We start from the raw sequence: 21801 nt of genomic DNA on the forward strand, positions 1-21801 counted from the left end.
TTTACAATCCAGTTGCCACTGTTTTTGAACCTCTTTGCTGAATTAATTGTTTTCTTATTTCTGCACTTCTGTAAAACTCCACTGGATTCAATACACCTCCTAATTCCAAACGAGCTTGTGCAACTAAAGCTCTAACGTCTGTTCTAGCAACACCTTGTAATATTTCTTGGCAACGAACTACGTCATTAGCTTCACGAGCCGCTTCTAAAGCTTTGCGATCTACCAATAAAGCTTGAGCATAAGCAATTTGAATTGCCTCCACCGACTGCAATAAATCTTCAAGGGGATCTTTTACATTGTGCGAAGCATCAATCATCCAACCTAAATCTTTTGCATGATTCATTCCTTTGGCATCCATACCATCTACCAATTCATTGAAAATGAGAAATAACTGATATGGTTTCATAGAGCCAGCAGTTAAATCATCATCCCCGTATTTGGAATCATTAAAATGGAAACCACCTAGTTTACCTTCCATCAATAATAATGAAACGATTTGTTCAATATTTGCATTAGGTAAATGGTGACCTAAATCGACCAAAGTATAGGCCTTATCTCCTAATTTATTCACCATTGAATACGACTGTCCCCAATCGCCTACGGTTGTAGAATAAAAATTAGGTTCGTATGCCTTATATTCTAAAAACAATTTCCAATCAGATGGTAAAGCTGCATAAATTTCTTTCAAACTTTCTACGGTACGCTCGTAGGCACGACGAAAGTTCAATTGTCCTGGAAAACAAGATCCATCAGACAACCAAACGGTAATAGATTTAGAACCTAAATCAACCCCATGTTTGATTACTTCAATGTTATGATCAATGGCTTGTTTGCGAACAGCCCTATCGGTATGTTGCAAAGAACCAAATTTATAACTCAAAGCCTGATTAGCCTGATCTTGAAAGGTATTGGAATTGACTGCATCAAAGGCTAATCCATGATCTGCAGCCAATTTTTTAATTGCATTAGCATCCGAAGGGATATCCCAAGGTATGTGCAAAGAAATAGCTCCTGACGATTTATTTAATCGATGTAGTAAACCTACATCTGAAATTTTTTCTTCCAATGTTCCCGGTTCGCCTCCACCAGAAAAACGTCCAAATCGAGTACCTCCTGTACCTAAGGCCCATGAAGGTATAGCAATTTGAAAATCTTTTAATTTTTGAATCAAATTTGAAGGAATTTGCACGTCATTTTGGATAAAATCCAATCGACGATTATGCGTTGCTATTCCTTGGTTATTATAATCTTGTATTAAACTATCTAAATTCATTATCACTCGGTTTAACGTAAAAATCCTGCTGCCACACCACCATCTACATTGATAGCATTTCCTGTTGATTTGCTCAACAATCCACCCACCAAGGCAAAACATGCGTTGGCAATATCCACAGGCAGGATACTTTCATTCAAGAGGGTTCTTTTTGCATAATAAGCAGGTAATTCTGCAACGGTGATACCATAGGCCTTTGCTCGACCCTCAGCCCAACCGCCAGCCCAAATATTGGAATCGGCAATAACCGCATCTGGATTAACCATGTTTACGCGAATTTGATCAGGACCTAATTCAGCAGCTAATAATCTTGACATGTGCGCCTGGGCACCTTTTGCAGAGCCATATCCAACATTATTTGGTCCGGCTACCACTGCATTTTTTGACACAATATTCACAATATCACCTCCCATTGCCTGTTTACGCATCACACGCACAGCAGCTTGAGAAACCAAATATTGTCCCTTCACTAAAATATCATATAACTTATTCCAATCTGATTCAGTATGATCCAAAATTGGTTTTGAAATAGAAATTCCGGCATTATTAACTACCAAATCCACTCCGCCAAAAGCTAAAGCAGCAATATTCATGGCACTTTCAATCGTTGAAGCATCTGTTACATCTGCTACAGCGGCTGCAACATTATCTTTTCCAAATAATTTAACAAATTCAGCTTTGGCTTCTTCTAATCGCTCCGCATTATTATCATTTAAAACAACACAAGCCCCCTCTTCTGCAAACTTCTTAGCAATTGCTTTACCAATACCACCACCTGAGCCTGTTACAAATGCCACTCGACCAGACAAAGCCTTAGGCTTAGGCATTCTTTGCAATTTTGCTTCTTCTAACAACCAGTATTCAATATCAAAAGCTTCCTGTTTTGGCAAAGAAGTATAAGAAGAGATTGCCTCCGCCCCTCTCATCACATTCATAGCATTGATATAAAACTCAGCCGCTACACGTGCCGTTTGTTTGTCTTTTGCAAAGGTAAACATACCAACGCCAGGGTATAAAATTACCACAGGGTTCGGATCACGCATTGCAGGGCTATTGTTGTGTTTGCAATTATTGTAATAATCGGCATACATCGCACGATATCCTTCAAACAAAGGCAACAAGCGAGCTTTTACAGCCTCGGCATCCGACAAATCATCTCCTGCTCCAAAATTCAAAACCAAAGGAGAAATTTTAGTACGCAAGAAATGATCTGGACAAGAAGTTCCTAAAGGAGCTAAAACCTCCAAATCATTTGAATTTACAAATTGTAAAACGCGCTCGTCGTCGGTAAAATGTCCAATCATTGATTGATAAGAAGAACATAAACCTCGTAATACAGGTGCTAATGCTTGCGCCTGGGCAGTACGTTGATCTGCAGGTAAACTTTGGATTTTTGCACCACCAAAAATAGGACGTTTCTTTCCTTCGTTTTGGGCAATGTATTCTGCGCATGCTTCAATAACTTCTAAGGTATTGATGTAGCAATCATAAGCATTGTCTGCCCAAGTGAACAACCCGTGCGAACCTAACATGATACCACGTAATTGGATTCCTTTAGCGGCAGCATTTTCCAAACAAGTACGCAATTGAAGTCCAAGGTCGAAACCCGGACGTTGCCAAGGCACCCAACCGATTTTACCTCCAAATAATTCTTCTGTAATTTTTTCACCATCTTTTGCAGCAGCAATGGCAATTGCAGCATCTGGATGTAGGTGATCGATATGTTTAAATGGCAAAAATCCATGTAATGGCGTATCGATAGACGGTGCCTTTGAACTCAAATCAAAAATACAATGATTGAATAATTCAACCATTTGATCTTCCATATGAATTCCTTTATAAACTTTTTCAAGATTGCGCAAACGATCTGTATAAAGTGCAGCGCAACCCGATAATTTCAATGTACCTATATCACCACCTGAACCTTTGATCCACATCACTTCTGTTTCCTCTCCTGTTAAAGGATCATTATCTGTAATTTTAACAGAAGTATTTCCTCCCCCATAATTAGTAATTCGTAGATCGGCTCCTAAAATGTTAGAACGATAAATAAATAATTCAACTTCACTTAATCCAGCGGCTTTTTGATCGTCCCACAAATACGAAACGTGGTTATATTTTTTTGACATAATTATTATTTTTTCACAAAAGTAACACACAAGAAAAAATTACCATCCTTATATCCCATAAGGTTAGTTTATTTTTTCTCAAAATAATCTACAACAAGGTGGCTTAATGCTTTCACACCCACTTGAAATTCACTTTCTTCTAAATAAAAATCAGGTGTATGATGCGCCGCAACCTCATTTACTGATTTTTTATCAGCTGGTCTGGCACCTAAGAAAAAGAAAAATCCTGGTACTTTTTGTTGAAAAAAGGAAAAATCTTCAGCTCCTGTATGTGCAGGAATTTGACGTACCCTTTCTTTCCCATTAATTGCTTGTAGCGTTGGTAACATTTTTTCGACCAATGCCACATTATTAAAAGTTACAGGATACCCTGTACCAATTGTTACATCTGCCTTTGCTCCTGCTGATTCAGCAATATTTGTAGCAATTTCCTTGATTCTTTTGTGAACTAATTCGCGCTGTTCCACACCAAAGGTTCTAATGGTCCCAATCATTTTCACACTTTCTGGAATAATATTTTGACGAATCCCACCATGGATTGCTCCTACGGTCACAATTGCAGGATCCTCCGTAATATTTACATTTCTAGAAACAATAGTCTGTAATCCTGTTATAATTTGAGAAGAGGTAACGATTGGATCTACTCCTAACCATGGATTTGCCCCATGTGCTTGTTTTCCTTTTACTACAATATCTAATTGGTCAACTGCTGCCATAGTAGCCCCTGGCTTGTATTCCAACACTCCATTTTCTGAACCAGCAGAAATATGTAATCCAAAAATGGCTTCAACTTTGGGGTTTTCCAAAACACCTTCTTTAACCATTAACTCAGCGCCCGACAAAATTGATTCTCCATTTGCATTATAAACACCTTCTTCTGAGGGTTGAAAAATAAATTTCACTGTTCCAGCCAAATTAGCTTTTTCTGAAGCTAAAATTTCAGCCACAGCCATCAAAATAGCCATATGACTATCATGACCACAGGCATGCATTACCCCTGTTTTTTGACCATTATAATATGTTACAACCTGGGATTTAAAAGGAATATTTACTCGTTCTGTTACAGGTAAGCCATCCATATCTGCTCGTAAAGCAACTACAGGACCAGGTTTTCCTCCTTTTAAAACACCTACAACTCCTGTATAGGCTACTTTTTCTTGGACTTCAATCCCTAAAGATTTCAAATGTTTAGCTACAATTTCTGCAGTTCTAAACTCTTGATTCCCAAGTTCAGGATGTTCATGAAAATCTCGCCTCCATGCGATGACTTTTGATTTCAAAGCATCTGCTTTTTGAGATAAGGAGGGTTTTAATTTTGATTGGGCAAAACTGCTTGTTGCAACTGCCAATAATGCAATAATGAAGTGTTTTTTCATATTTATTTAAATTCAACCACCCCCTTCCCCCTCCTTCAGAAGGAGGGGGTGGCGCGAAGCGCCGGGGGCGGTATTAAAATCCCCACTTTTTCATGATTTCCAAATCTTCTTTCATAGAATCAATAGGAGCCTTGCCTTGATACGACTCTTGCTCAATGATTAAGTGTTTTGTACCTCCTTTAGTAAGTCCTAGGGTCACCATTTTCTTCACATCAATGATGCCTTTTCCAAGGATTGTACTTTCATATTTTTCATGTCCAGCGCTAGAAAGAATTTCATCCTTCACGTGCATAGAAACAAAACGATTTGGGTATTTATTTAAAATTTCTTCAGGAACCCCACCGCCATTGATCATATTACCAATGTCTAATTGTTGTGCAACTAAACTTGGATCTGTATTATCTAGCATTAAATCAAACAAAGTAACTCCATCTAATTTTTGTGAAAACTCAAAATCGTGATTATGATAACCAAATCGCATACCAGATTTTTTACACAACTCTCCAGATTTGTTAAAAATATCCATATAACGCTTTACATCAGAAGTTGTTGAGCGTAAGGAGGAATCTAAAGATGGGCTAATAACTATTTCTTGACCCAATACTGCTGCATCTTCAACTGTAAATTTCCAAAGATCTGTAAAATCTTTCTTGCCTTCATCCCAATGCTGTTTTCCCATTACGGTATGTCCAGAAGGCATTTTTAAGCCTAAGTCTTCTAATCTTTTGCGGAATTCTAGTGCCGACCAGCCGTAGAATTTACGGTTCACATAATTTGCGTGTTCAACATGTTTGTAACCCATTTGTGCAATTTGAGTTAAAGTACCCATTGGGTCTTTTTTCATGTCTTCACGAACCGAATATAGTTGGACTCCAATTAAATGTTTAGATTTTTTACCTGCCAAATTGGCTAATGCAGAACTTCCCATAGCACTTGCTCCTAAAAACAAAGCACTCTTCTGAAGAAAGTCTCTTCTTGTTGATTTCATATTTAAATAGATTTTGTAAGAATCAAATTTATTAACTTCGTAAAACTATTCCAACGCAAATTGAATATTTTGAAAAATTGGTCAGCATATACCCTCACAGACTTACCTACTATTGCCAAAGAAATTGTAGACTTAAGTCCGAAATTGCCTACTATTTGGCTTTTTAGTGGACAAATGGGTGCCGGTAAAACAACACTCATCAAAGAAATATGTAAAGAATTTAAAGTAAAAGAAACGGTCCAAAGTCCAACATTTTCTTTAGTCAATGAATACAGCACTGAAAATGGGCAATCTATTTATCATTTTGATTTATACAGATTAAAAAATGTGCAAGAAGCACTTGCCATTGGAATTGAAGATTATTTAGATTCAGGAAATATTTGCTTAATAGAGTGGCCAGAACAAGCGGAGGAACTTTGGGAGGGAGAATTTGCAACATTTCAGCTAAATTTAGGTGAGAATGAAACAAGAAATATGAAATTGAATTTGTAATTTAAATAGTATGGAATCTTTTCACGAAATGTTATCAGCCCAAGGAATCATGCCGATGGAGGCCATGGCTTGGACCAAAGAAAATGCAAAAAGTGTTTTCATAGGTATGCCCAAAGAAATTTCTAACAATGAAAATAGGGTTCCATTGAGTCCAACTGCCGTTCATTTATTAATCGCAAATGGTCATCAAATAGTCATTGAAGAAGGGGCGGGTGAAAGAGCTGGTTTTTCTGATTCGGATTATCTGTTGGCAGGAGCGAAAGTTTCAACTGATTTAAGTGAAATTTGGCAAAGTCCTTTACTTCTAAAATTAACTCCACCTACACTATCTGAAATTGGTTTCATGAAAAAAGGGGCAAGTATCATTTCATGTGCAGCTACTTTTTTATTAAATGAGGACATTATAGATGCTATGAACCAAAAGAAAATTTTGGCCATTGGCATGGAATATGTTGAGGACAACGGAGGTGGCTTCCCATTTGTTCGAATCATGGCAGAAATAGCTGGACAAATGATTTTACCCATTGCCCATCAAATCTTAAGTAATCAAGAAAAAGGCAATATTTTGTTGGGAAATGTTACGGGAGTCACCCCTATTTCTATGGTATTATTAGGTTCGGGACATGTAGTTGAACAAATCGCCAAATCGGCCTACCATGCTGGAATCCAATTAATGGTTTTTGACAAAGATATCTACAAGCTTCAGCGACTCAAACAAACGCTTGGGCTACCCTTAGTAACTCAGGTAATTGATTCTGAAAATCTACCATCGGCACTTCAAAATGCACAAATTATTGTAGGGGCTTTACGGTCTGACAATGGGATTACACCTTGTTTGGTTACAGAAGAAATGGTCAGCAAATTAAAACCAGGCACCTTAATCATGGATGTTTGCATCGACCAAGGAGGCTGTTTTGAAACCTCTGAATTGACAACTATTAGTCACCCAGTATTCAGAAAACATGGAGTAATTCACTATTGTGTCCCCAATATCCCTTCCAAAGTAGGCAAAACTTCTTCCTTGGCCATTAGCAATTTGATCAGCAGTTTTATTTTAAAATCTGGCAAAACTGGTGGTGTTGAAGAAATGTTGTGGCAAGGGAAATCATTTATGAAAGGTGTATATTTGTACAAAGGATTTGTGACCCACCCCATTGTTGCCAAAAAATTCAACAAACCCATAAAAGACATTTCCTTATTGTTATTAAGCAAAGGTTAGTATGATTGAAGATTACCAAGCGTTATCTAACGCACCCAATTCGCCCGATTTAAATGGAAAATATTTAGGCATTATCTCCTCAGATTTTGCCAATGTATCGCATGTGTTAAAAGATGCAGCGTATCAAATCAAACAAAGAGGATTTTCAGATTTCCCCATCTTTGTGGTCTCCCAAAGACCTGTAGAAATTGGACAAAAGCTGATTGGGCTTGCCGAAATCGCTGCCAATCGCTGGGCCTACAACGCTTCCTTTTTAGAAGAATTTTTACAAAGAGAATTAATCTCAGAAGAAAATAAAGAGGTTTTCACCACAAATTACAAAGATATTGATGAGTATTGTTGTCTATTTGTAATTGACGGACAGTTTACCAATTTTGTGTTTATTCCGTATCCGGAGGAGTAAATTGAAAGTTAAGTCAGGCCTTGATATAACCTGACTTAATTCAATCAAAAACTTTATTTTAAATAATAATGGATACCTACACCCATATTTATCCCTGTGTAACCTACCCCATCAACAACAGACATTTTTCCAAGTCCAATTTCTGCCGATAGTCCTAAAACATCGGCAGCAATATATTCAACACCTCCACCTACACCAAAGGAACCAAAACTATTTGATTTTGAACCTAAAGCTGAGGAAATTACAGAACTATAGGTGACTAATCCAACAGCGCCATAAACATAAGGGTCTAAATTATTTTTGGATTCAAATCGATAGATATATCTACCTCCAAAATAGTTTATACCAAAAGCCCCTGAAGAAAATGGAGCAATTGTGGCCTGTACCACCGAAGTTTTATTAAGTGCATATTTTGCACTTAAACCAAAAACAGGAAGAGATGATTGAAAACCAATTCCGAAAGTATTTCTTTTGGTTTGTGCAATAGTAGCAAAAGAACAGATTGTCAATAAAAATACGAGTGCAGAATGTACAAATGTTTTTTTTCATTAGTGATTAATAAAATGATAAATAATTTAACAGATGCAATTTACGAGCATCTGATAAAATAAAAGTTGTGATTTTGCAACTTTTCACTTTTCACTCCCTACTTTCCACTTAATGGGTGAAAATCTCTAATAATTTGACCTAAATATTCTCTATCCAGATGCGTATAGATTTCAGTAGTTAAAATAGATTCGTGTCCTAACATTTCTTGCACGGCACGGAGATCTGCGCCTCCTTCAATGAGGTGGGTAGCAAAGGAATGTCGAAAGGTATGTGGACTAATACTTTTGTGAATACCTGCTTTTTCTGCTAGGTCTTTGATGATGTAAAAAACCATTACTCGACTCAATTGTCCGCCTCTCCTATTCACAAACAACATATTTAAGGCCTCTTTTTTGACGGGCACTTTTGATCGAACTGATTCTTTGTACAAATTCAGGTAATAAAAAGCATCATCACCAACAGGTACTAAACGCTCTTTATCGCCCTTTCCTTTCACTTTTATGCAAGAAATATCTTCAAAAATATCCGACAAACGCACATTCACCAACTCTGAAACACGCATTCCTGCACCATATAATAATTCTAGAATCGCTCGATTTCGAACCCCTTCTGCCTTAGACATATCATTTTGATCCAACAACAAACAGATTTCTTCAAAAGATAGGGTATCGGGCAATTTTCTGACTTTTTGTGGCGTTTTTAGGTGAAAAGTTGGGTCTTTTTTGATTTTATCATCAAAAACTAAAAATTGAAAAAAACTTCGGAGGGCCGACAAATACCTAGATTGCGTGCTTGCCTCAATTCCCAAATCCATCAATTCTTTGAAATAGGCCAAAATGTGAGTTTCTTCCAATTCTTCTAAGGGAATTTGAGAAAAAATGGATTGAGAAAAAAAATGAGCAAACTTCTCCACGTCGCGCTTATAGGCGGCATGTGAATGGGGCGACATACCCCGTTCAAGCTTTAAAAAATCACCAAAAGATTGGATTTCTTGCTCCCACATAAATAAAAATCGAAAACAAAGCTGTAAATTTAACAGAATATACCAAGGGTTTTCTCTTTTTTAAAAAATTTAGAATATGGCTAAGAAACAAATTATTATCATCAATGGTCCAAATTTGAATCTTTTAGGTACCCGTGAACCAGAAATTTACGGCAACCAAAGCTTTATTCAATATTTTGAGGAATTAAAATCAACCTATTCCAATCAATTTGAATTGGTATATTTTCAGTCAAATCATGAAGGAGCATTGATTGATAAAATTCATGAAATGGGCTTTTCAGCTGATGGAATTATTTTAAATGCCGGTGGTTTAACCCATACATCTGTGGCATTGGGGGATGCAATTGGAGCAGTAAAAACTCCTGTAATTGAGGTTCATATCTCGAATGTGCATGCTCGTGAAGAATTTAGACACCACAGTTTTTTGAGTGCAAAATGTAAAGGTGTAATTGTTGGTCTTGGTTTAAAAGGATACGAATTAGCATTACAATCTTTCGTGTAATATGTTGTCGTTTTACCCGGGACCGTCTAAAGTTCATCCGATAGGTCTTGAATTTATTCAGGAGGCTTACCGGAATGGCATTGTGAGCGTGAATCATCGTAGTAAAACCTTTGAAAATCTTTATCAAAATACCGAAGCTGTTCTCAAAGAAAAGTGGAATATTCCCTCAGATTACCACATATATTTTGTTTCCTCTGCAACTGAGGCTTGGGAAATTGTTTCACATTCATTGGTTTTGGAGCAGTCTGCACATTTTTTCAATGGGGCTTTTGGAGAAAAATGGGCATTTTATAATGACTTTTGGAATCCCAATTCCATTAAAATTCCCTTTTCAGAACAAGTTCACTTGTCAGAATTCATCCAAAATTCAGATATAGATTTTTCCAATTCAGATACTATTTGTTTGGTTCAAAGTGAAACTTCCAATGGAACTGGGCAAACAATTCGAAGAAAAGATTTTTCAAAATCCTCGAATGCAATTATTGCCGTGGATGCAACTTCCAGCATGGGAGGAATTGAATTGCCCTGGATAGAGGCGGATGTATGGTTTGCTTCTGTTCAAAAATGTATGGGATTACCCGCAGGAATGGGAATTCTAATTTGTTCCCCCATGGCCTTGGAAAGAGCACATAAAAAAGGCAGAAAAAATAAATACAACGATTTGTTGTTTATGGAGGAAAATAGACAAAAGCATCAAACCCACCTCACTCCCAATGTTTTAAGCATTTATTTGCTCAATCAAATGACGCATTATCTACCTAACATCAAAAATACAGAAATAGAAACACTTGCAAAATCACAAGTATTTGAAGATTTTTTAAATAATTTTGATAATAAATCTTGCGATTTTCTAATAAAGGAGCCTCTTTTACGCTTACCTACTGTTTTAACATTTTCCGGAAATGAAACTTGGATAAAAGAATTACACAAGGCTTCAGAAAAAGAGGGAATTACCCTGGGAAAAGGATATGGAAAATTCAAAAATAACACCTTCCGAATAGCCAATTTCCCAAGTCACACACAAGAAGATTTTCATCAATTAATACAATTTTTTACCCACTATGGAATTTAAATTTAACCTCAAAGAAATTCTCTCAGCCTCCTTGATTTTATTTTCTGTGATAGATATTTTAGGTTCAATACCCATTATCATTGACCTTCGGAAAAAGAATGGAAATATTCATGCGGAGCAGGCGACTATGGTTTCTGGATTAATCATGATTGGCTTTTTCTTTGCCGGAAAATTTATCTTAAAACTTTTGGGAGTTGATATCAATTCCTTTGCTTTGGCGGGTGCTTTGGTTTTATTTTTAATCGGTTTAGAGATGACCTTGGGTAGAAATATTTTCAAAGAAGAACACATTGATACGGGCTCACACTCCATTGTCCCCTTAGCCTTCCCCATTATTGCGGGAGCAGGAACGATGACGACTTTGGTGTCCTTAAAATCGCAATTTGAGGAGGAAAACATCATTATTGGAATCTTCATTAACTTATTTTTCATCTATATCGTTTTAAAATCAAGTTCCTGGATAGAGAAAAAATTGGGTGATGCAGGCACGCAAATAATCCGAAAAGTTTTTGGAGTAATACTAATTGCTATTGCCATTAAAATTTTCAAAACAAGGATATAAATGGCTAAAAAAGCAAAATTTTATGCCATTTGGAAGGGACATGAAACCGGAGTTTTTTCCACTTGGGAAGAAACCCAAAAGCACATTGCCGGATATCCCGGAGCCCAATATAAATCATTTGATTCCCAAAGTGAGGCAGAAGACGCTTTGAAAAAAAACTACTGGACATTTACCAGTTCTGGTCAAAAAAAGACTACTTCTACAGCAAATGTTGGTAAACCGATTACCCCCTCGCTTTCAGTTGATGCGGCATGTTCTGGGAATCCAGGAGTGTTGGAATATCAAGGAGTGGACACGGCAACCAAGCAAGTAGTTTTTAAACAAGGACCTTTTCCTCAAGGAACCGTCAATTTAGGGGAATTTTTGGCATTGGTCCATGGAATTGCCTATTTAAAACAACATAATTTACCCTACCCCATATATTCGGATTCCATTACGGCCATTGCTTGGGTGCGCGATAAAGTGGTTAAATCGAAATTAGAACCCAACGATACCAATGCGGAGCTTTTTGAACGAGTAGATCGAGCTTTGGAATGGTTAAAAAATAACCGGATAACTACTAAAATTTTGAAGTGGGAAACAGAACATTGGGGAGAAAATCCAGCCGATTATGGCAGAAAGTAGATCAACTTTTCACTTCAAAGGCTTTTCTTTGGAACATGGTGATCCTGGACTTAAAATCGGAACAGAAGCCTGTATTTTTGGAGCTTATTTAGCCAAATGGGCACATGGCAATATGCTGGAAATTGGTACTGGCTCTGGAGTTTTAGCAGCCATGGTTGCACAGTTTCACTCACAGGAAACCATTGATACAGTAGAAATTTTTCCTGAGGTAGCTCAACTTGCCAGAAAAAATTTCGAAGAACTACCTTTTAAGCAAAATATATACTTAATAGAAGGGGACATTAAAGATTATAAAACTGAAACTAAATACGATTTTATTTTTTCAAACCCACCCTTCTTTATTAATCATCTTAGCAACAGCTCAAAAAGTAAACAGACGGCAATGCATAGTGATGAATTGAGTCCGGAGCAGCTGTTGGAAGCTATTTTCATGCATTCAAAACCCGATTTTGACTTTGCCGTATTATATCCACCAGATGTAATGGATGAGGTTGTAAAATCAACCAGTTGCAACCCTTGTGGTTGCAATCAATTTGGTTGCAATCATAGCGATTACCAAAAAATATCTTGTAAAGAACGAATTGAAATAATTCCAAATGAAAATGGAAAGGTACTACGTGAGATAGCACTTTTTTCAACAGAACAATCAGAAACAAAGCATTCCAAACTTGTTATAAAAAATACTTTTAATGAATACACTCCTGAATTTATTGAACTTTTGCAGCCCTATTACATAATTTTCCCGTAAACCCATTTTTTTTGTATTTTTGTTTTTCCCATACCGAAAACTATGCAAATATCCATTGTAGTACCTCTTTACAACGAGGCTGAATCTTTGCCAGAACTTTGTTCATGGATAGATACGGTGATGAAAACAAATTCATTTTCCTACGAAATGATTTTTGTAAACGATGGCAGTAAGGATAATTCTTGGGAAGTTTTACAAGAATTAAAAAATAAATACAGTTTCATAAAAGCAATTTCTTTTGCAAGAAATTATGGTAAGTCGGCAGCCTTGCACGAAGGCTTTCAAAAGGCAGAGGGCGATGTGGTTATTACAATGGATGCAGATTTGCAAGATTCTCCAGATGAAATTCCTGAATTATATCGAATGATTACCGAAGATAATTATGATTTAGTTTCAGGATGGAAGCAAAAACGATTTGATCCTATTTCAAAAACAATCCCTACTAAATTATATAATGCAGCTACAAGAGCATTATCAGGAGTTTATTTGCATGATTTCAATTGTGGTTTAAAAGCTTATAAAAAGGAAGTAGTTAAAACGATTCGTTTATATGGTGAAATGCACCGCTACATACCCGTTCAAGCAAAATGGAATGGATTTTCTAAAATTGGAGAAAAGGTAGTTCAGCACCAATCCCGCAAATATGGAGTTACAAAATTTGGTTTAGAACGCTTTTTATATGGGTTTCTAGACTTATTATCTATCACTTTTGTACAAACCTTTGGAAAAAGACCCATGCATCTTTTTGGTGGTTTAGGTATCTTATCATTTTTCAGTGGTACAATAATCACATTGTGGTTGATTGGAGAGAAGTTGTATAACATTGCTAATCAATTAAAATACAGAAATGTAACTGACAATCCTTTGTTTTATTTAGCCTTAGTAGCAATAATATTAGGAGTTCAATTATTTTTGGCCGGATTTTTAGGTGAATTGATGGTTACCAATTCCGACAAAACTACACAATATCAAATCAAGGAAGAAATAGCCTAAGTATGAGTACAAAAGACCTGAGCTGGTTGAGTCGATCAGAATTATTGATTGGCCCACAGGGTATCGAAAAATTACAAAATGCACATGTTTTAGTAGTGGGATTAGGAGGAGTTGGCTCCTTTGCGGCTGAATTTATTGCCCGTGCAGGAGTTGGTAAAATGACCATTGTAGATGGTGATGTGGTGGACCCAACCAACCGAAACAGACAATTGGTAGCCTTACAGACTAATCATGGAGAACCAAAGGCTAAAATAATGGCTGAACGTCTGAAAGCCATTAATCCAGATTTGGAATTAACTAGCCACGAGACATTTTTAAGTCCAGAAGCCGCCAAAGAGATCCTAGAAAACAAAAAATTCGATTATATAATGGATTGTATAGATTCGGTAACTCCGAAACTTACCCTACTCAAAACGGCTTATGATTTGAAACTAAAAATTGTTAGTTCAATGGGTGCAGGTGGCAAATTGGATCCAACAAAAATTCGAGTAGCAGAGTTATTTGACACGCATGAATGCTATTTAGCGTTTATGGTTCGTAAAAGATTACGTAAAATGCAAGTTGGAAAAGGGATAAAAGCTGTTTTTTCGTTGGAAAAAGTAAAAGATGAATCTTTAATTTTAACCGACGGTTCAAATTTCAAGAAATCGGCTTACGGAACTATATCCTATTTACCTGCAGCTTTTGGAGGAGTCTGTGCCTCTGTAGTCATTCGAGATTTATTAAATGAACCCATCCAAAAGGAAAAAAGACCCAAAGCATTTGATAAAATGGACAAACGCAACAAAAAATCATGATCAAGATAGGAGTTATCAATATTTCTGACCGAGCAAGTGCTGGAATATATGAAGATATACCAGGAAAGGCGGTAGTTGAGTTATTGAACGAATATATTCAATCGAGCTTTGAGGTTTCTTATGCAGTTATTCCAGACGAGCAAGAACAAATTGAGGATTGCTTGTGCAAAATGATTGATTTGGAAAATTGTTGTTTGGTGGTAACAACAGGTGGTACGGGCCCATCACCCAGAGATATTACTCCAGAGGCAACAGAGGCTGTTTGTTCCAAAATGATGCCTGGATTTGGAGAGCTCATGCGTTCTGTTAGTTTGCAATATGTGCCAACGGCCATTTTAAGTCGACAAACCGCTGGAATTCGCGGAAAGGGCTTGATCGTTAATTTACCGGGCAAACCCAAGGCAATTCGCCAATGCTTAGAAGCGGTTTTTCCAGCCATTCCCTATTGTATTGATTTAATTGGTGGTCCGTTTATTGAATGTAAAGAGGAGAATATGAAAGTCTTCAGACCAAAAGTGTAATAATTCAAAAAAATAAGTAAATTGTCATATAAATTTAACTAATCACTGAAATCATGACAAATACAGAAATTACCGCTGCTGCAAGAAATCAATTAGAAGGCAAATGGCTTTATGCTATTATTGCATTTTTCCTTATTTCAATTATCCCTTCTCTACTTATTTCCAACTCGCCAATTAAAATACCAATTGAAATAAACACTTCAAATTGGCAGGAACATCTTTCAGAAAAGGTTCAATTCAATTATAGCTTTTTCATTTCACTCGTTTTAAGTGGGGCATTTGCTTTTGGAGGTGCACTGTTTAGTTTAGCGGTTATAAGAAATAACATCGCAACAATTGAACTCATTTTCGAAGGTTTCAAAGACTTAAATAGATATTTTGTTTTGCTTGCCACTTTCCTAATTACAACTATTTTCACCTGGTTATGGATGTTGCTTCTAATCGTTCCAGGTATTATAGCAGCTTTATCATATTCAATGAGTTATTTTATCCTTATTGATAATCCGAGCTTAGGTTCTCTAGAAGCAATTGAAAGAAGTAAACAGCTAATGCATGGACACAAATGGCAATTATTTAAACTTTATTTACGATTTGTAGGCTTAGGTTTTCTTTGCATTTTTACCCTGGGAATTGGATTTTTATGGTTAATACCCTATGCAAATATTTGTTTGGCTCAATTTTATCAACAACTTGTTGAAAAATCAGAAATCACTGACAACTAGTATTTTATCAGTATAATTATTAAATAAAACGGTATATTGCAGGGGGTAAGGGGCATGCATTTCCCCAACAAATAAAGAAACAAAATTCCTAACAGCTAACTGATAAAATTTAGAATTTCTTTCAAATATTCCCATTAAAATAATTTTGACCCCGCTGGGGTCAAAATACTATTCTGATTAATTCAAACTAGAGATTTGCAATCCCTCCAGGATTATTTTTCAATCATACATCTTACATAATACATCACCCCTCTTCCCTCATCAGCACTGCATATAACTTCCTCGTTACCTCTCCAATTTCAAACATGATTTCATCAATTTGCAAAATCGGGACTACACGCTTGGTGCTACCAGTAGTAAAAACTTCATCGGAATCTTTGAATTCTTGTAGAGATACATCTCGAATTTCCAATGGCAAATGATTTTTTTGACAAATTTCAATAATTTTCTTCCGAGTTATTCCTTCTAGAATTCCTGATTTAGGAGTGATAATTATTCCATTTTTAACCAAAAACAAATTACTTCTAGAACATTCGGTAACTCCATCTTCGGTAGTAAAATAAATATACTCATCAAATCCTTCTGATTTTATTTTGGTCCAATTTCGTAAGGCAAAAGCATAATTTAAGCTTTTAATATCGGCCATTTCACGCTGAAATTCAAATGATTTCAATTTCATTCCCTTTTCAAAATCCGTAAATTGAAAAGGATTTGGAATTACAAACAATTGTGAGCCTGAAGTTGGCTCAAAGCCACCTAGACTATCACCTGCCGACAATACCATTTTTACACCTAAACATTCGTCTTTCGACATAGCAGCCAACTCCAGAATTATATTTGCTAAATCATTTTTTTGGTAGGTATGATGAATCCCCATTTTTTGGGCAGATGATAAAAATCGATCCAAATGATCATTCATGAAAACAGGGCGACCATTCATGATTCTGAAAAAATCAAATATCCCATAGCCGCGCAAAAATCCAACATCAAAAATACTAACATGTACTTCACTCGCTTTTTTCCAGGAATTATTATGATAAATTGGATAATCCATATTTTTTTAATTTTTCTACTAAATCAATTACTTGTTTGGCCTCTTCAACATCATGTACACGCAAAATATCAGCCCCTAAAAGAAGGGCGATGCTGTTCATGGCTGTAGTGGCATTCAGGGCTTCCTCTGAAGAAATATTCAAAAATTTACACAACATGGTTTTTCTTGAAATCCCTACCATTAATGGAGCACCTAATTCCTTAAACTGAGGTAATTGTGCCATGATCTTGTAATTATCATCCAGGCTTTTAGAAAAGCCGAAACCAGGATCAATTATTAAATTGGTGAAAGATTTAGAACGTAAAAATTGTACTTTTTTTGCCAAATCTGTCCAAACATCCTCTACAACATTTAAATAATTTGGCAAAGAATGTACTTCATTGTATTTTCCTCTGCTATGGCTTAAAATATAGGGTATTTGATTGTTTGAAACCCATTCTAAAATCCCTTCGTCCATATTTCCTGCTCCAATATCGTTGAAAATATGAGCACCCGCCAAAAATGCTTGTTGAGCCACTTCGAGTCGGTAGGTATCAATTGAAATCCAGATCTCAGGAAAATTCTTGACCAAAAGCTTAATAACAGGAATGACTCGGGCAATTTCCTCTTCCATGGTAACAGGGTCAGCATTTGGTCGAGTTGAATGTCCTCCAACATCCAAAATCATTGCACCGGCATGAACCATTTTTTCTGCTTTTTCTACAACAGCCTGTAGAGAATTCACACGACTATCCTCAAAAAATGAATCGGGTGTACAGTTCAAAATTCCCATCAAAGCAGGCTTATTAAAACTCAACACACGACCCAGAAATTGAATGCTATGAAATGTTGGAAAAAGAGGATTCAATACAAGGAAATTTAGGATAATTAAACTATTTTTGCTGTTCGAAAAAGCAAGCACGTGATAAACTAACCTTTTACCTATGAATAGGGACAACAAGCCTTCCCAAACAGAAATCGAATATCGCCAAGTTATTGCACACTGCAAAGCATTATTTGATAAAAAAAATAAGGATTATGGTACATCTTGGAGAATCTTACGACTATCAAGCTTGACAGACCAAATCTTCATCAAGGCACAAAGAATCCGAAGTATTCAGGAAAAAGGAACTCAAAAAATTGAAGACGGGATCGAAGGGGAATTCATCGGCATCATCAATTATTGTATCATCGCTTTGATTCAAAAATCGCTTGAAAACTCAGAACAAACAGAATTTTCGAACGAAGAACTTTCAAATCTTTACGATTACCAGGTTAACCAAACGCTTAATTTGTTGCTTAATAAAAACCATGATTATGGCGAAGCTTGGAGAGATATGCGTGTAAGCAGTATGACGGATCTAATCCTCATGAAAATCTTCCGAACCAAACAAATAGAGGATAATCAAGGAGTAACTATTGTTTCAGAAGGCGTTGAAGCAAACTATCAAGACATGCTCAATTATGCCGTTTTTTGCTTGATACAATTAAAAAATTTACAATCCAATAATCAACAATAGCATGAAAATCTATAGAAGGATTGCCTCATTCCTGGTAATTGCGCTATTTCTATTTTCTGGATTCATCAAATTGAATGACCCTATTGGGACCGAAATTAAATTGGAAGAATACTTTGATGTATTTTCAAAGGATTTCAGGTTCATGTCGGGATTTTGGGAAGCTCTAATCCCCTATTCCTTAATTTTTTCCATTGGATTAAGCGCTCTAGAAGTCATTTTGGGAGTTGCACTTTGGGCAAAATATAAAACAAAAAAGGTATTATGGATTCTTATCGCGTTAATTACTTTTTTTAGTTTTTTGACTTTTTATTCAGCCTATTTCAACAAAGTAACTGATTGCGGTTGTTTCGGAGAGGCCATCAAATTAACCCCATGGACCTCCTTTTCAAAAGATATCTTTTTATTCCTTTTATTGGTTTCTCTTTTATTCACAGATTTGCCAAAAATCAATAAACTATCCTTCAAAACTGTAGTATTTACCGCAATATTAAGTATTTCATTTGGCGTTTACAGTTATTTTTATCTACCTATTTGGGATAGTCTTCCTTATGCAGTTGGACAAAATATTACCAAAAATATGGAGCAGAGAGAGCCCCTCAAATTTCAATATACTTATAAAATCAAAGGTAAAGTAGAGGTTTTAAACGAAATGCCGATGGATACAACTGCAGAATACATCAGTATGATTGCAGTGAATGAGAAAGAAGCCCGACCCTTGATAACTGATTACAAAATTTGGGTAGATAATGATACAACGGACTACACGAAAGAAAGTTTTAAAGGCAATCGATTATTGGTTATAATGCCAAATGTAAATCATGCTTACCTTAATGCTTTAGAAGAAATTTCTATAATTGCTAAAGAATTGGAACAAAAAGGACTACCAACTTGGTTAGTATCAGCAGCAAGCAATGAAGAGATTACAAATTTAAGACATCAATATCAATTAAGTTTCCCTGCCCTAAGTGCAGACACCAAAATTTTAAAAACCATCATCCGCTCGAATCCAGGTTTGGTGTTGATTAGTAACGGAACTGTTAAAGGAAAATGGTCGGCATATAATTTGCCAAAAACGAATGAAATAGTAGAAAGTTTAACAAAAGTGCAAGAATGAAAAACATTTTTTTAGTGGGAATGCCCTCTTCTGGTAAAAGTACCTTAGGAAAAGAATTAGCAAGAAATTTAGGTTATTCTTTTACTGATATGGACAAGTTGATTGAAACGCGTGAACAAAAAACCATCAATGAAATTTTTTCTAGTAAGGGAGAAGATTATTTTAGAGAATTAGAGAAAAAGATACTACATACCATACAACCTAACCAATCTACTGTAATTGCAACAGGAGGTGGCGTACCTTGTTTTCACCAAAACATGGATTACATTAAAGAAAATGGCATTTCCATATTTTTAAATGTGGATATTGATGATTTAGCAAAAAGAATTTACAAGGCACAAACCAACAATAGACCGCTATTGAATATTGCAAATGAAACAGAAGAATCAATTATTGGAAACATCAAAAAATTATACGAAACTCGTCTACCCTTCTATAAGCAAGCAGACATTCAGGTGGATGGAGAAATCTCTGTAAATCAGTTGTTGTGGTTGTTGGAAGCTTATAATTAATTATTAGTTATGAATTATGAATTATGAATTAAGTGCTAAAAAATAATTCATAATTCATAATTCATAATTCATAATTCATAATTAAAAAAACACCCCTCCCGTCAAACTAATCTGAGAGTTAGTTATTTGTAATTGAGAGGATGCATAATTTGCTGTATTATCTAAACTATATGGAGTGAATGCATCTTTATATGTTCGATACAAATAGGCAATATCCCAGTAGAAATCATTGGATCGATATCCAAAACCGCCAGAAAACTGCCAAATATTTCTATCTATCGAATCATAAGATTTTTGATAACCTCCACCGAATTGAGCAATTCCAGCCCTTAAACTAAAATTACTAGCCACTCGATATTCAGCTCCGAACTTAACATTTAAGTCAGTTTGGAAATACTTAGAGGCAATGGAATTGTATTTATTTTTAAATTGTTGGTTAGCAGAATAGCTCAATTCCTGACTTCCTATTTTGATGTTCGAATAATCGACCATTTCTAAATCTAAGCTTATAAAACCTTTTCTTCCTAAAAAATAAGCCAATCCGCCACCAATTCGCATTGGAGTTGTCAATTGATAGGTAAATTCATTTGTTGCCAAACTTACTGGACTAACTTTTGTGATATTCACAGGACTTCCATTAGAATAGGAAGGTATCGAAATTGCGCGAGTAACCATTCCACCCGTCAATTGCTCATTTACCTGCTCATAATAGGTTGGAGTTTGGAAATTCAATGCTACACGAATGGAGGAATTTACTTTGTAAATCATACCCAAACTCACTGAAAGACCTTTCCCACTGGTTTCTAAATTCTCAGAATACGTAAATCCATCTACATATTTGGCTCCTACAAAAGTTTCTCTCCACGAATTAGATAAAGTAGAATTGATTCTTGTAAAATGAATCCCTCCACCGATGTAAAATTTTTGCTGATAAGAAGCACCATAAGAGATATCCCATTGAGATTGATAGCCGTTCATAGAAGCGTACCCTTCTTGTCGAGTCGGTAAACTTGCCTCAAAGCGATTAAAAGGTACGCCGCCAGACTTTGCATCTGGATTAATTAAATAGGATTGATAGGAAACAGCCTCTGGACTCAGGGCTGTATTTGAATTGGAATCGTATTGATCATCTAAACTTGTTCCTGTTTCTCCCTTTTTATTAGCTTGTTGAATGAAATAATCCAACATAGAACTTGCATTATTAATTCCAATGCTTGAAAATGATTGTTTGAACATTAATTGTTTGGAATATGCAAAACCAAAGGATCCCTTCCAGTCACCTTGGGCATTTTCTTCCCCTGTTAAAACAAGACCTAAACCGGTAAAATTCACATCATTATCGGTTGTAGAAGTTTGATTACCTATATAATTACTACCAATATCGGAAAACCCTAAACTACCCGAAATGCTCAATTCATTCCGATTGTAAAATCCTAATCCAGCTGGATTGCCACTGATAGATGTTATATCTGCGCCTAAAGCATTAAAACTGCCACCCATACCAAGCATACGAGCTGTACCAAATCCTGTGCTTGTGCTAAAGGTTTTTCCGACAAAAGGATAAGAAACTACCTGACTATTTCCAGTAAATGCAATAAATAGGCCTATCCCAAAGGCCATTATAAAAATAGATTTCATTAATTTAAAAT

24 protein-coding genes are annotated in these 21801 nt (G+C 36.0%); 15 read left to right on the forward strand and 9 right to left on the reverse strand.

The window, feature by feature from the left end; all coding sequences use genetic code 11:
- Window position 1 precedes the first annotated feature (1 nt).
- The 4 genes from EOJ36_RS10265 to EOJ36_RS10280 form a co-directional block, all read right to left on the reverse strand.
- On the reverse strand, window positions 2-1273 hold the full coding sequence (locus EOJ36_RS10265) for a TIM barrel protein (RefSeq protein WP_127805043.1): 1272 nt from the start codon (window positions 1271-1273) through the stop codon (window positions 2-4).
- Between the two features lie 11 nt (window positions 1274-1284).
- Window positions 1285-3402 carry a bifunctional aldolase/short-chain dehydrogenase gene (locus EOJ36_RS10270; protein WP_127805045.1) on the reverse strand — a complete coding sequence of 706 codons (2118 nt, stop codon included), beginning with the start codon at window positions 3400-3402 and terminating at the stop codon, window positions 1285-1287.
- Window positions 3403-3470: 68 nt separating this feature from the next.
- Window positions 3471-4778, reverse strand: coding sequence for an amidohydrolase (locus tag EOJ36_RS10275; RefSeq protein WP_127805047.1), 1308 nt, complete (start codon window positions 4776-4778; stop codon window positions 3471-3473).
- Between the two features lie 73 nt (window positions 4779-4851).
- Window positions 4852-5766, reverse strand: a complete 915-nt coding sequence (locus EOJ36_RS10280) for a sugar phosphate isomerase/epimerase family protein (protein ID WP_127805049.1) — start codon at window positions 5764-5766, stop codon at window positions 4852-4854.
- Window positions 5767-5835: 69 nt separating this feature from the next.
- Here EOJ36_RS10280 and tsaE point away from each other — a divergent pair, with 69 nt between their 5' ends.
- Genes tsaE through EOJ36_RS10295 form a run of 3 tightly spaced genes read left to right on the forward strand, consistent with a single transcriptional unit; the run spans window position 5836 to window position 7880 of the window.
- Window positions 5836-6258, forward strand: a complete 423-nt coding sequence (gene tsaE, locus EOJ36_RS10285; protein ID WP_238944472.1) for a tRNA (adenosine(37)-N6)-threonylcarbamoyltransferase complex ATPase subunit type 1 TsaE — start codon at window positions 5836-5838, stop codon at window positions 6256-6258.
- Between the two features lie 10 nt (window positions 6259-6268).
- Window positions 6269-7477: an alanine dehydrogenase gene (locus tag EOJ36_RS10290; protein ID WP_127805051.1), complete on the forward strand. Its 1209-nt coding sequence runs from the start codon at window positions 6269-6271 to the stop codon at window positions 7475-7477.
- Between the two features lies 1 nt (window position 7478).
- Entirely contained in the window at window positions 7479-7880 is a 402-nt protein-coding gene (locus EOJ36_RS10295; protein WP_127805053.1) for a hypothetical protein, read from the forward strand.
- A 53-nt stretch (window positions 7881-7933) separates the two neighbouring features.
- On the opposite strand, the gene EOJ36_RS10300 is transcribed toward EOJ36_RS10295, so the two are convergent.
- Window positions 7934-8389: an outer membrane beta-barrel protein gene (locus tag EOJ36_RS10300; protein ID WP_127805055.1), complete on the reverse strand. Its 456-nt coding sequence runs from the start codon at window positions 8387-8389 to the stop codon at window positions 7934-7936.
- A gap of 137 nt (window positions 8390-8526) precedes the next feature.
- A complete protein-coding gene (gene xerD, locus EOJ36_RS10305) occupies window positions 8527-9432 on the reverse strand; it encodes a site-specific tyrosine recombinase XerD (protein WP_127805057.1) in 906 nt (301 codons plus the stop codon).
- Between the two features lie 76 nt (window positions 9433-9508).
- Between xerD and aroQ the strand changes: the two genes are divergently transcribed.
- The 9 genes from aroQ to EOJ36_RS10350 are packed head-to-tail and all read left to right on the forward strand — an operon-like array spanning window position 9509 to window position 15973.
- A complete protein-coding gene (gene aroQ, locus EOJ36_RS10310; protein WP_127805059.1) occupies window positions 9509-9934 on the forward strand; it encodes a type II 3-dehydroquinate dehydratase in 426 nt (141 codons plus the stop codon).
- 1 nt (window position 9935) lies between these two features.
- Complete coding sequence (locus tag EOJ36_RS10315; protein WP_127805061.1) at window positions 9936-11006, forward strand: aminotransferase class V-fold PLP-dependent enzyme; 1071 nt, start codon at window positions 9936-9938, stop codon at window positions 11004-11006.
- Window positions 10996-11568 (forward strand): MarC family protein, encoded by a 573-nt coding sequence (locus tag EOJ36_RS10320; protein WP_127805063.1) that lies wholly within the window; start codon window positions 10996-10998, stop codon window positions 11566-11568. Before EOJ36_RS10315 ends, EOJ36_RS10320 begins: the two co-directional genes overlap by 11 nt.
- A complete protein-coding gene (locus tag EOJ36_RS10325; protein WP_127805065.1) occupies window positions 11569-12192 on the forward strand; it encodes a ribonuclease H1 domain-containing protein in 624 nt (207 codons plus the stop codon).
- The gene (locus EOJ36_RS10330) at window positions 12179-12940 is read left to right on the forward strand and encodes a tRNA1(Val) (adenine(37)-N6)-methyltransferase (RefSeq protein ID WP_127805067.1); all 762 of its coding nucleotides are present in this window, start codon (window positions 12179-12181) and stop codon (window positions 12938-12940) included. The genes EOJ36_RS10325 and EOJ36_RS10330 overlap by 14 nt, the downstream gene beginning before the upstream one ends.
- A gap of 42 nt (window positions 12941-12982) precedes the next feature.
- Window positions 12983-13933 (forward strand): glycosyltransferase family 2 protein, encoded by a 951-nt coding sequence (locus EOJ36_RS10335; protein ID WP_127805069.1) that lies wholly within the window; start codon window positions 12983-12985, stop codon window positions 13931-13933.
- 2 nt (window positions 13934-13935) lie between these two features.
- Window positions 13936-14730 carry a tRNA threonylcarbamoyladenosine dehydratase gene (locus tag EOJ36_RS10340; RefSeq protein WP_127805071.1) on the forward strand — a complete coding sequence of 265 codons (795 nt, stop codon included), beginning with the start codon at window positions 13936-13938 and terminating at the stop codon, window positions 14728-14730.
- Window positions 14727-15251, forward strand: a complete 525-nt coding sequence (gene mog, locus EOJ36_RS10345; RefSeq protein ID WP_127805073.1) for a molybdopterin adenylyltransferase — start codon at window positions 14727-14729, stop codon at window positions 15249-15251. Before EOJ36_RS10340 ends, mog begins: the two co-directional genes overlap by 4 nt.
- A gap of 53 nt (window positions 15252-15304) precedes the next feature.
- Window positions 15305-15973: a DUF975 family protein gene (locus EOJ36_RS10350; RefSeq protein ID WP_127805075.1), complete on the forward strand. Its 669-nt coding sequence runs from the start codon at window positions 15305-15307 to the stop codon at window positions 15971-15973.
- A 244-nt stretch (window positions 15974-16217) separates the two neighbouring features.
- On the opposite strand, the gene EOJ36_RS10355 is transcribed toward EOJ36_RS10350, so the two are convergent.
- Complete coding sequence (locus EOJ36_RS10355) at window positions 16218-17027, reverse strand: aminotransferase class IV (RefSeq protein ID WP_127805077.1); 810 nt, start codon at window positions 17025-17027, stop codon at window positions 16218-16220.
- Complete coding sequence (folP, locus tag EOJ36_RS10360; RefSeq protein WP_238944473.1) at window positions 17005-17874, reverse strand: dihydropteroate synthase; 870 nt, start codon at window positions 17872-17874, stop codon at window positions 17005-17007. The genes EOJ36_RS10355 and folP overlap by 23 nt, the downstream gene beginning before the upstream one ends.
- A 76-nt stretch (window positions 17875-17950) precedes the next feature.
- On the opposite strand from folP, the gene EOJ36_RS10365 reads away from it, so the two are divergent.
- The 3 genes from EOJ36_RS10365 to EOJ36_RS10375 are packed head-to-tail and all read left to right on the forward strand — an operon-like array spanning window position 17951 to window position 20152.
- Complete coding sequence (locus EOJ36_RS10365; protein ID WP_127805079.1) at window positions 17951-18526, forward strand: DUF1599 domain-containing protein; 576 nt, start codon at window positions 17951-17953, stop codon at window positions 18524-18526.
- A 1-nt stretch (window position 18527) separates the two neighbouring features.
- Complete coding sequence (locus EOJ36_RS10370) at window positions 18528-19640, forward strand: BT_3928 family protein (protein WP_127805081.1); 1113 nt, start codon at window positions 18528-18530, stop codon at window positions 19638-19640.
- Window positions 19637-20152, forward strand: a complete 516-nt coding sequence (locus EOJ36_RS10375) for a shikimate kinase (protein ID WP_127805083.1) — start codon at window positions 19637-19639, stop codon at window positions 20150-20152. The genes EOJ36_RS10370 and EOJ36_RS10375 overlap by 4 nt, the downstream gene beginning before the upstream one ends.
- A gap of 81 nt (window positions 20153-20233) precedes the next feature.
- On the opposite strand, the gene EOJ36_RS10380 is transcribed toward EOJ36_RS10375, so the two are convergent.
- Window positions 20234-21790, reverse strand: coding sequence for an OmpP1/FadL family transporter (locus tag EOJ36_RS10380; RefSeq protein ID WP_127805085.1), 1557 nt, complete (start codon window positions 21788-21790; stop codon window positions 20234-20236).
- Window positions 21791-21801 lie beyond the last annotated feature (11 nt).

It is taken from the genome of Sandaracinomonas limnophila (genome assembly GCF_004005965.1).
Taxonomy (GTDB): Bacteria; Bacteroidota; Bacteroidia; order Cytophagales; family Spirosomataceae; genus Sandaracinomonas; species Sandaracinomonas limnophila.

Excerpts from the sequence above, each read along its gene's own strand:
- EOJ36_RS10330 (WP_127805067.1), top strand. The coding sequence starts at position 12,179 with ATGGCAGAAAGTAGATCAACTTTTCACTTCAAAGGCTTTTCTTTGGAA.
- EOJ36_RS10290 (WP_127805051.1), top strand. The coding sequence starts at position 6,269 with ATGGAATCTTTTCACGAAATGTTATCAGCCCAAGGAATCATGCCGATG.
- EOJ36_RS10370 (WP_127805081.1), top strand. The coding sequence starts at position 18,528 with ATGAAAATCTATAGAAGGATTGCCTCATTCCTGGTAATTGCGCTATTT.
- EOJ36_RS10350 (WP_127805075.1), top strand. The coding sequence starts at position 15,305 with ATGACAAATACAGAAATTACCGCTGCTGCAAGAAATCAATTAGAAGGC.
- EOJ36_RS10320 (WP_127805063.1), top strand. The coding sequence starts at position 10,996 with ATGGAATTTAAATTTAACCTCAAAGAAATTCTCTCAGCCTCCTTGATT.
- EOJ36_RS10335 (WP_127805069.1), top strand. The coding sequence starts at position 12,983 with ATGCAAATATCCATTGTAGTACCTCTTTACAACGAGGCTGAATCTTTG.
- EOJ36_RS10295 (WP_127805053.1), top strand. The coding sequence starts at position 7,479 with ATGATTGAAGATTACCAAGCGTTATCTAACGCACCCAATTCGCCCGAT.
- EOJ36_RS10340 (WP_127805071.1), top strand. The coding sequence starts at position 13,936 with ATGAGTACAAAAGACCTGAGCTGGTTGAGTCGATCAGAATTATTGATT.
- xerD (WP_127805057.1), bottom strand. The coding sequence starts at position 9,432 with ATGTGGGAGCAAGAAATCCAATCTTTTGGTGATTTTTTAAAGCTTGAA.
- EOJ36_RS10325 (WP_127805065.1), top strand. The coding sequence starts at position 11,569 with ATGGCTAAAAAAGCAAAATTTTATGCCATTTGGAAGGGACATGAAACC.
- aroQ (WP_127805059.1), top strand. The coding sequence starts at position 9,509 with ATGGCTAAGAAACAAATTATTATCATCAATGGTCCAAATTTGAATCTT.
- EOJ36_RS10315 (WP_127805061.1), top strand. The coding sequence starts at position 9,936 with ATGTTGTCGTTTTACCCGGGACCGTCTAAAGTTCATCCGATAGGTCTT.
- EOJ36_RS10280 (WP_127805049.1), bottom strand. The coding sequence starts at position 5,766 with ATGAAATCAACAAGAAGAGACTTTCTTCAGAAGAGTGCTTTGTTTTTA.
- EOJ36_RS10365 (WP_127805079.1), top strand. The coding sequence starts at position 17,951 with ATGAATAGGGACAACAAGCCTTCCCAAACAGAAATCGAATATCGCCAA.
- EOJ36_RS10275 (WP_127805047.1), bottom strand. The coding sequence starts at position 4,778 with ATGAAAAAACACTTCATTATTGCATTATTGGCAGTTGCAACAAGCAGT.
- EOJ36_RS10380 (WP_127805085.1), bottom strand. The coding sequence starts at position 21,790 with ATGAAATCTATTTTTATAATGGCCTTTGGGATAGGCCTATTTATTGCA.
- EOJ36_RS10355 (WP_127805077.1), bottom strand. The coding sequence starts at position 17,027 with ATGGATTATCCAATTTATCATAATAATTCCTGGAAAAAAGCGAGTGAA.
- EOJ36_RS10265 (WP_127805043.1), bottom strand. The coding sequence starts at position 1,273 with ATGAATTTAGATAGTTTAATACAAGATTATAATAACCAAGGAATAGCA.
- EOJ36_RS10270 (WP_127805045.1), bottom strand. The coding sequence starts at position 3,402 with ATGTCAAAAAAATATAACCACGTTTCGTATTTGTGGGACGATCAAAAA.
- mog (WP_127805073.1), top strand. The coding sequence starts at position 14,727 with ATGATCAAGATAGGAGTTATCAATATTTCTGACCGAGCAAGTGCTGGA.
- EOJ36_RS10375 (WP_127805083.1), top strand. The coding sequence starts at position 19,637 with ATGAAAAACATTTTTTTAGTGGGAATGCCCTCTTCTGGTAAAAGTACC.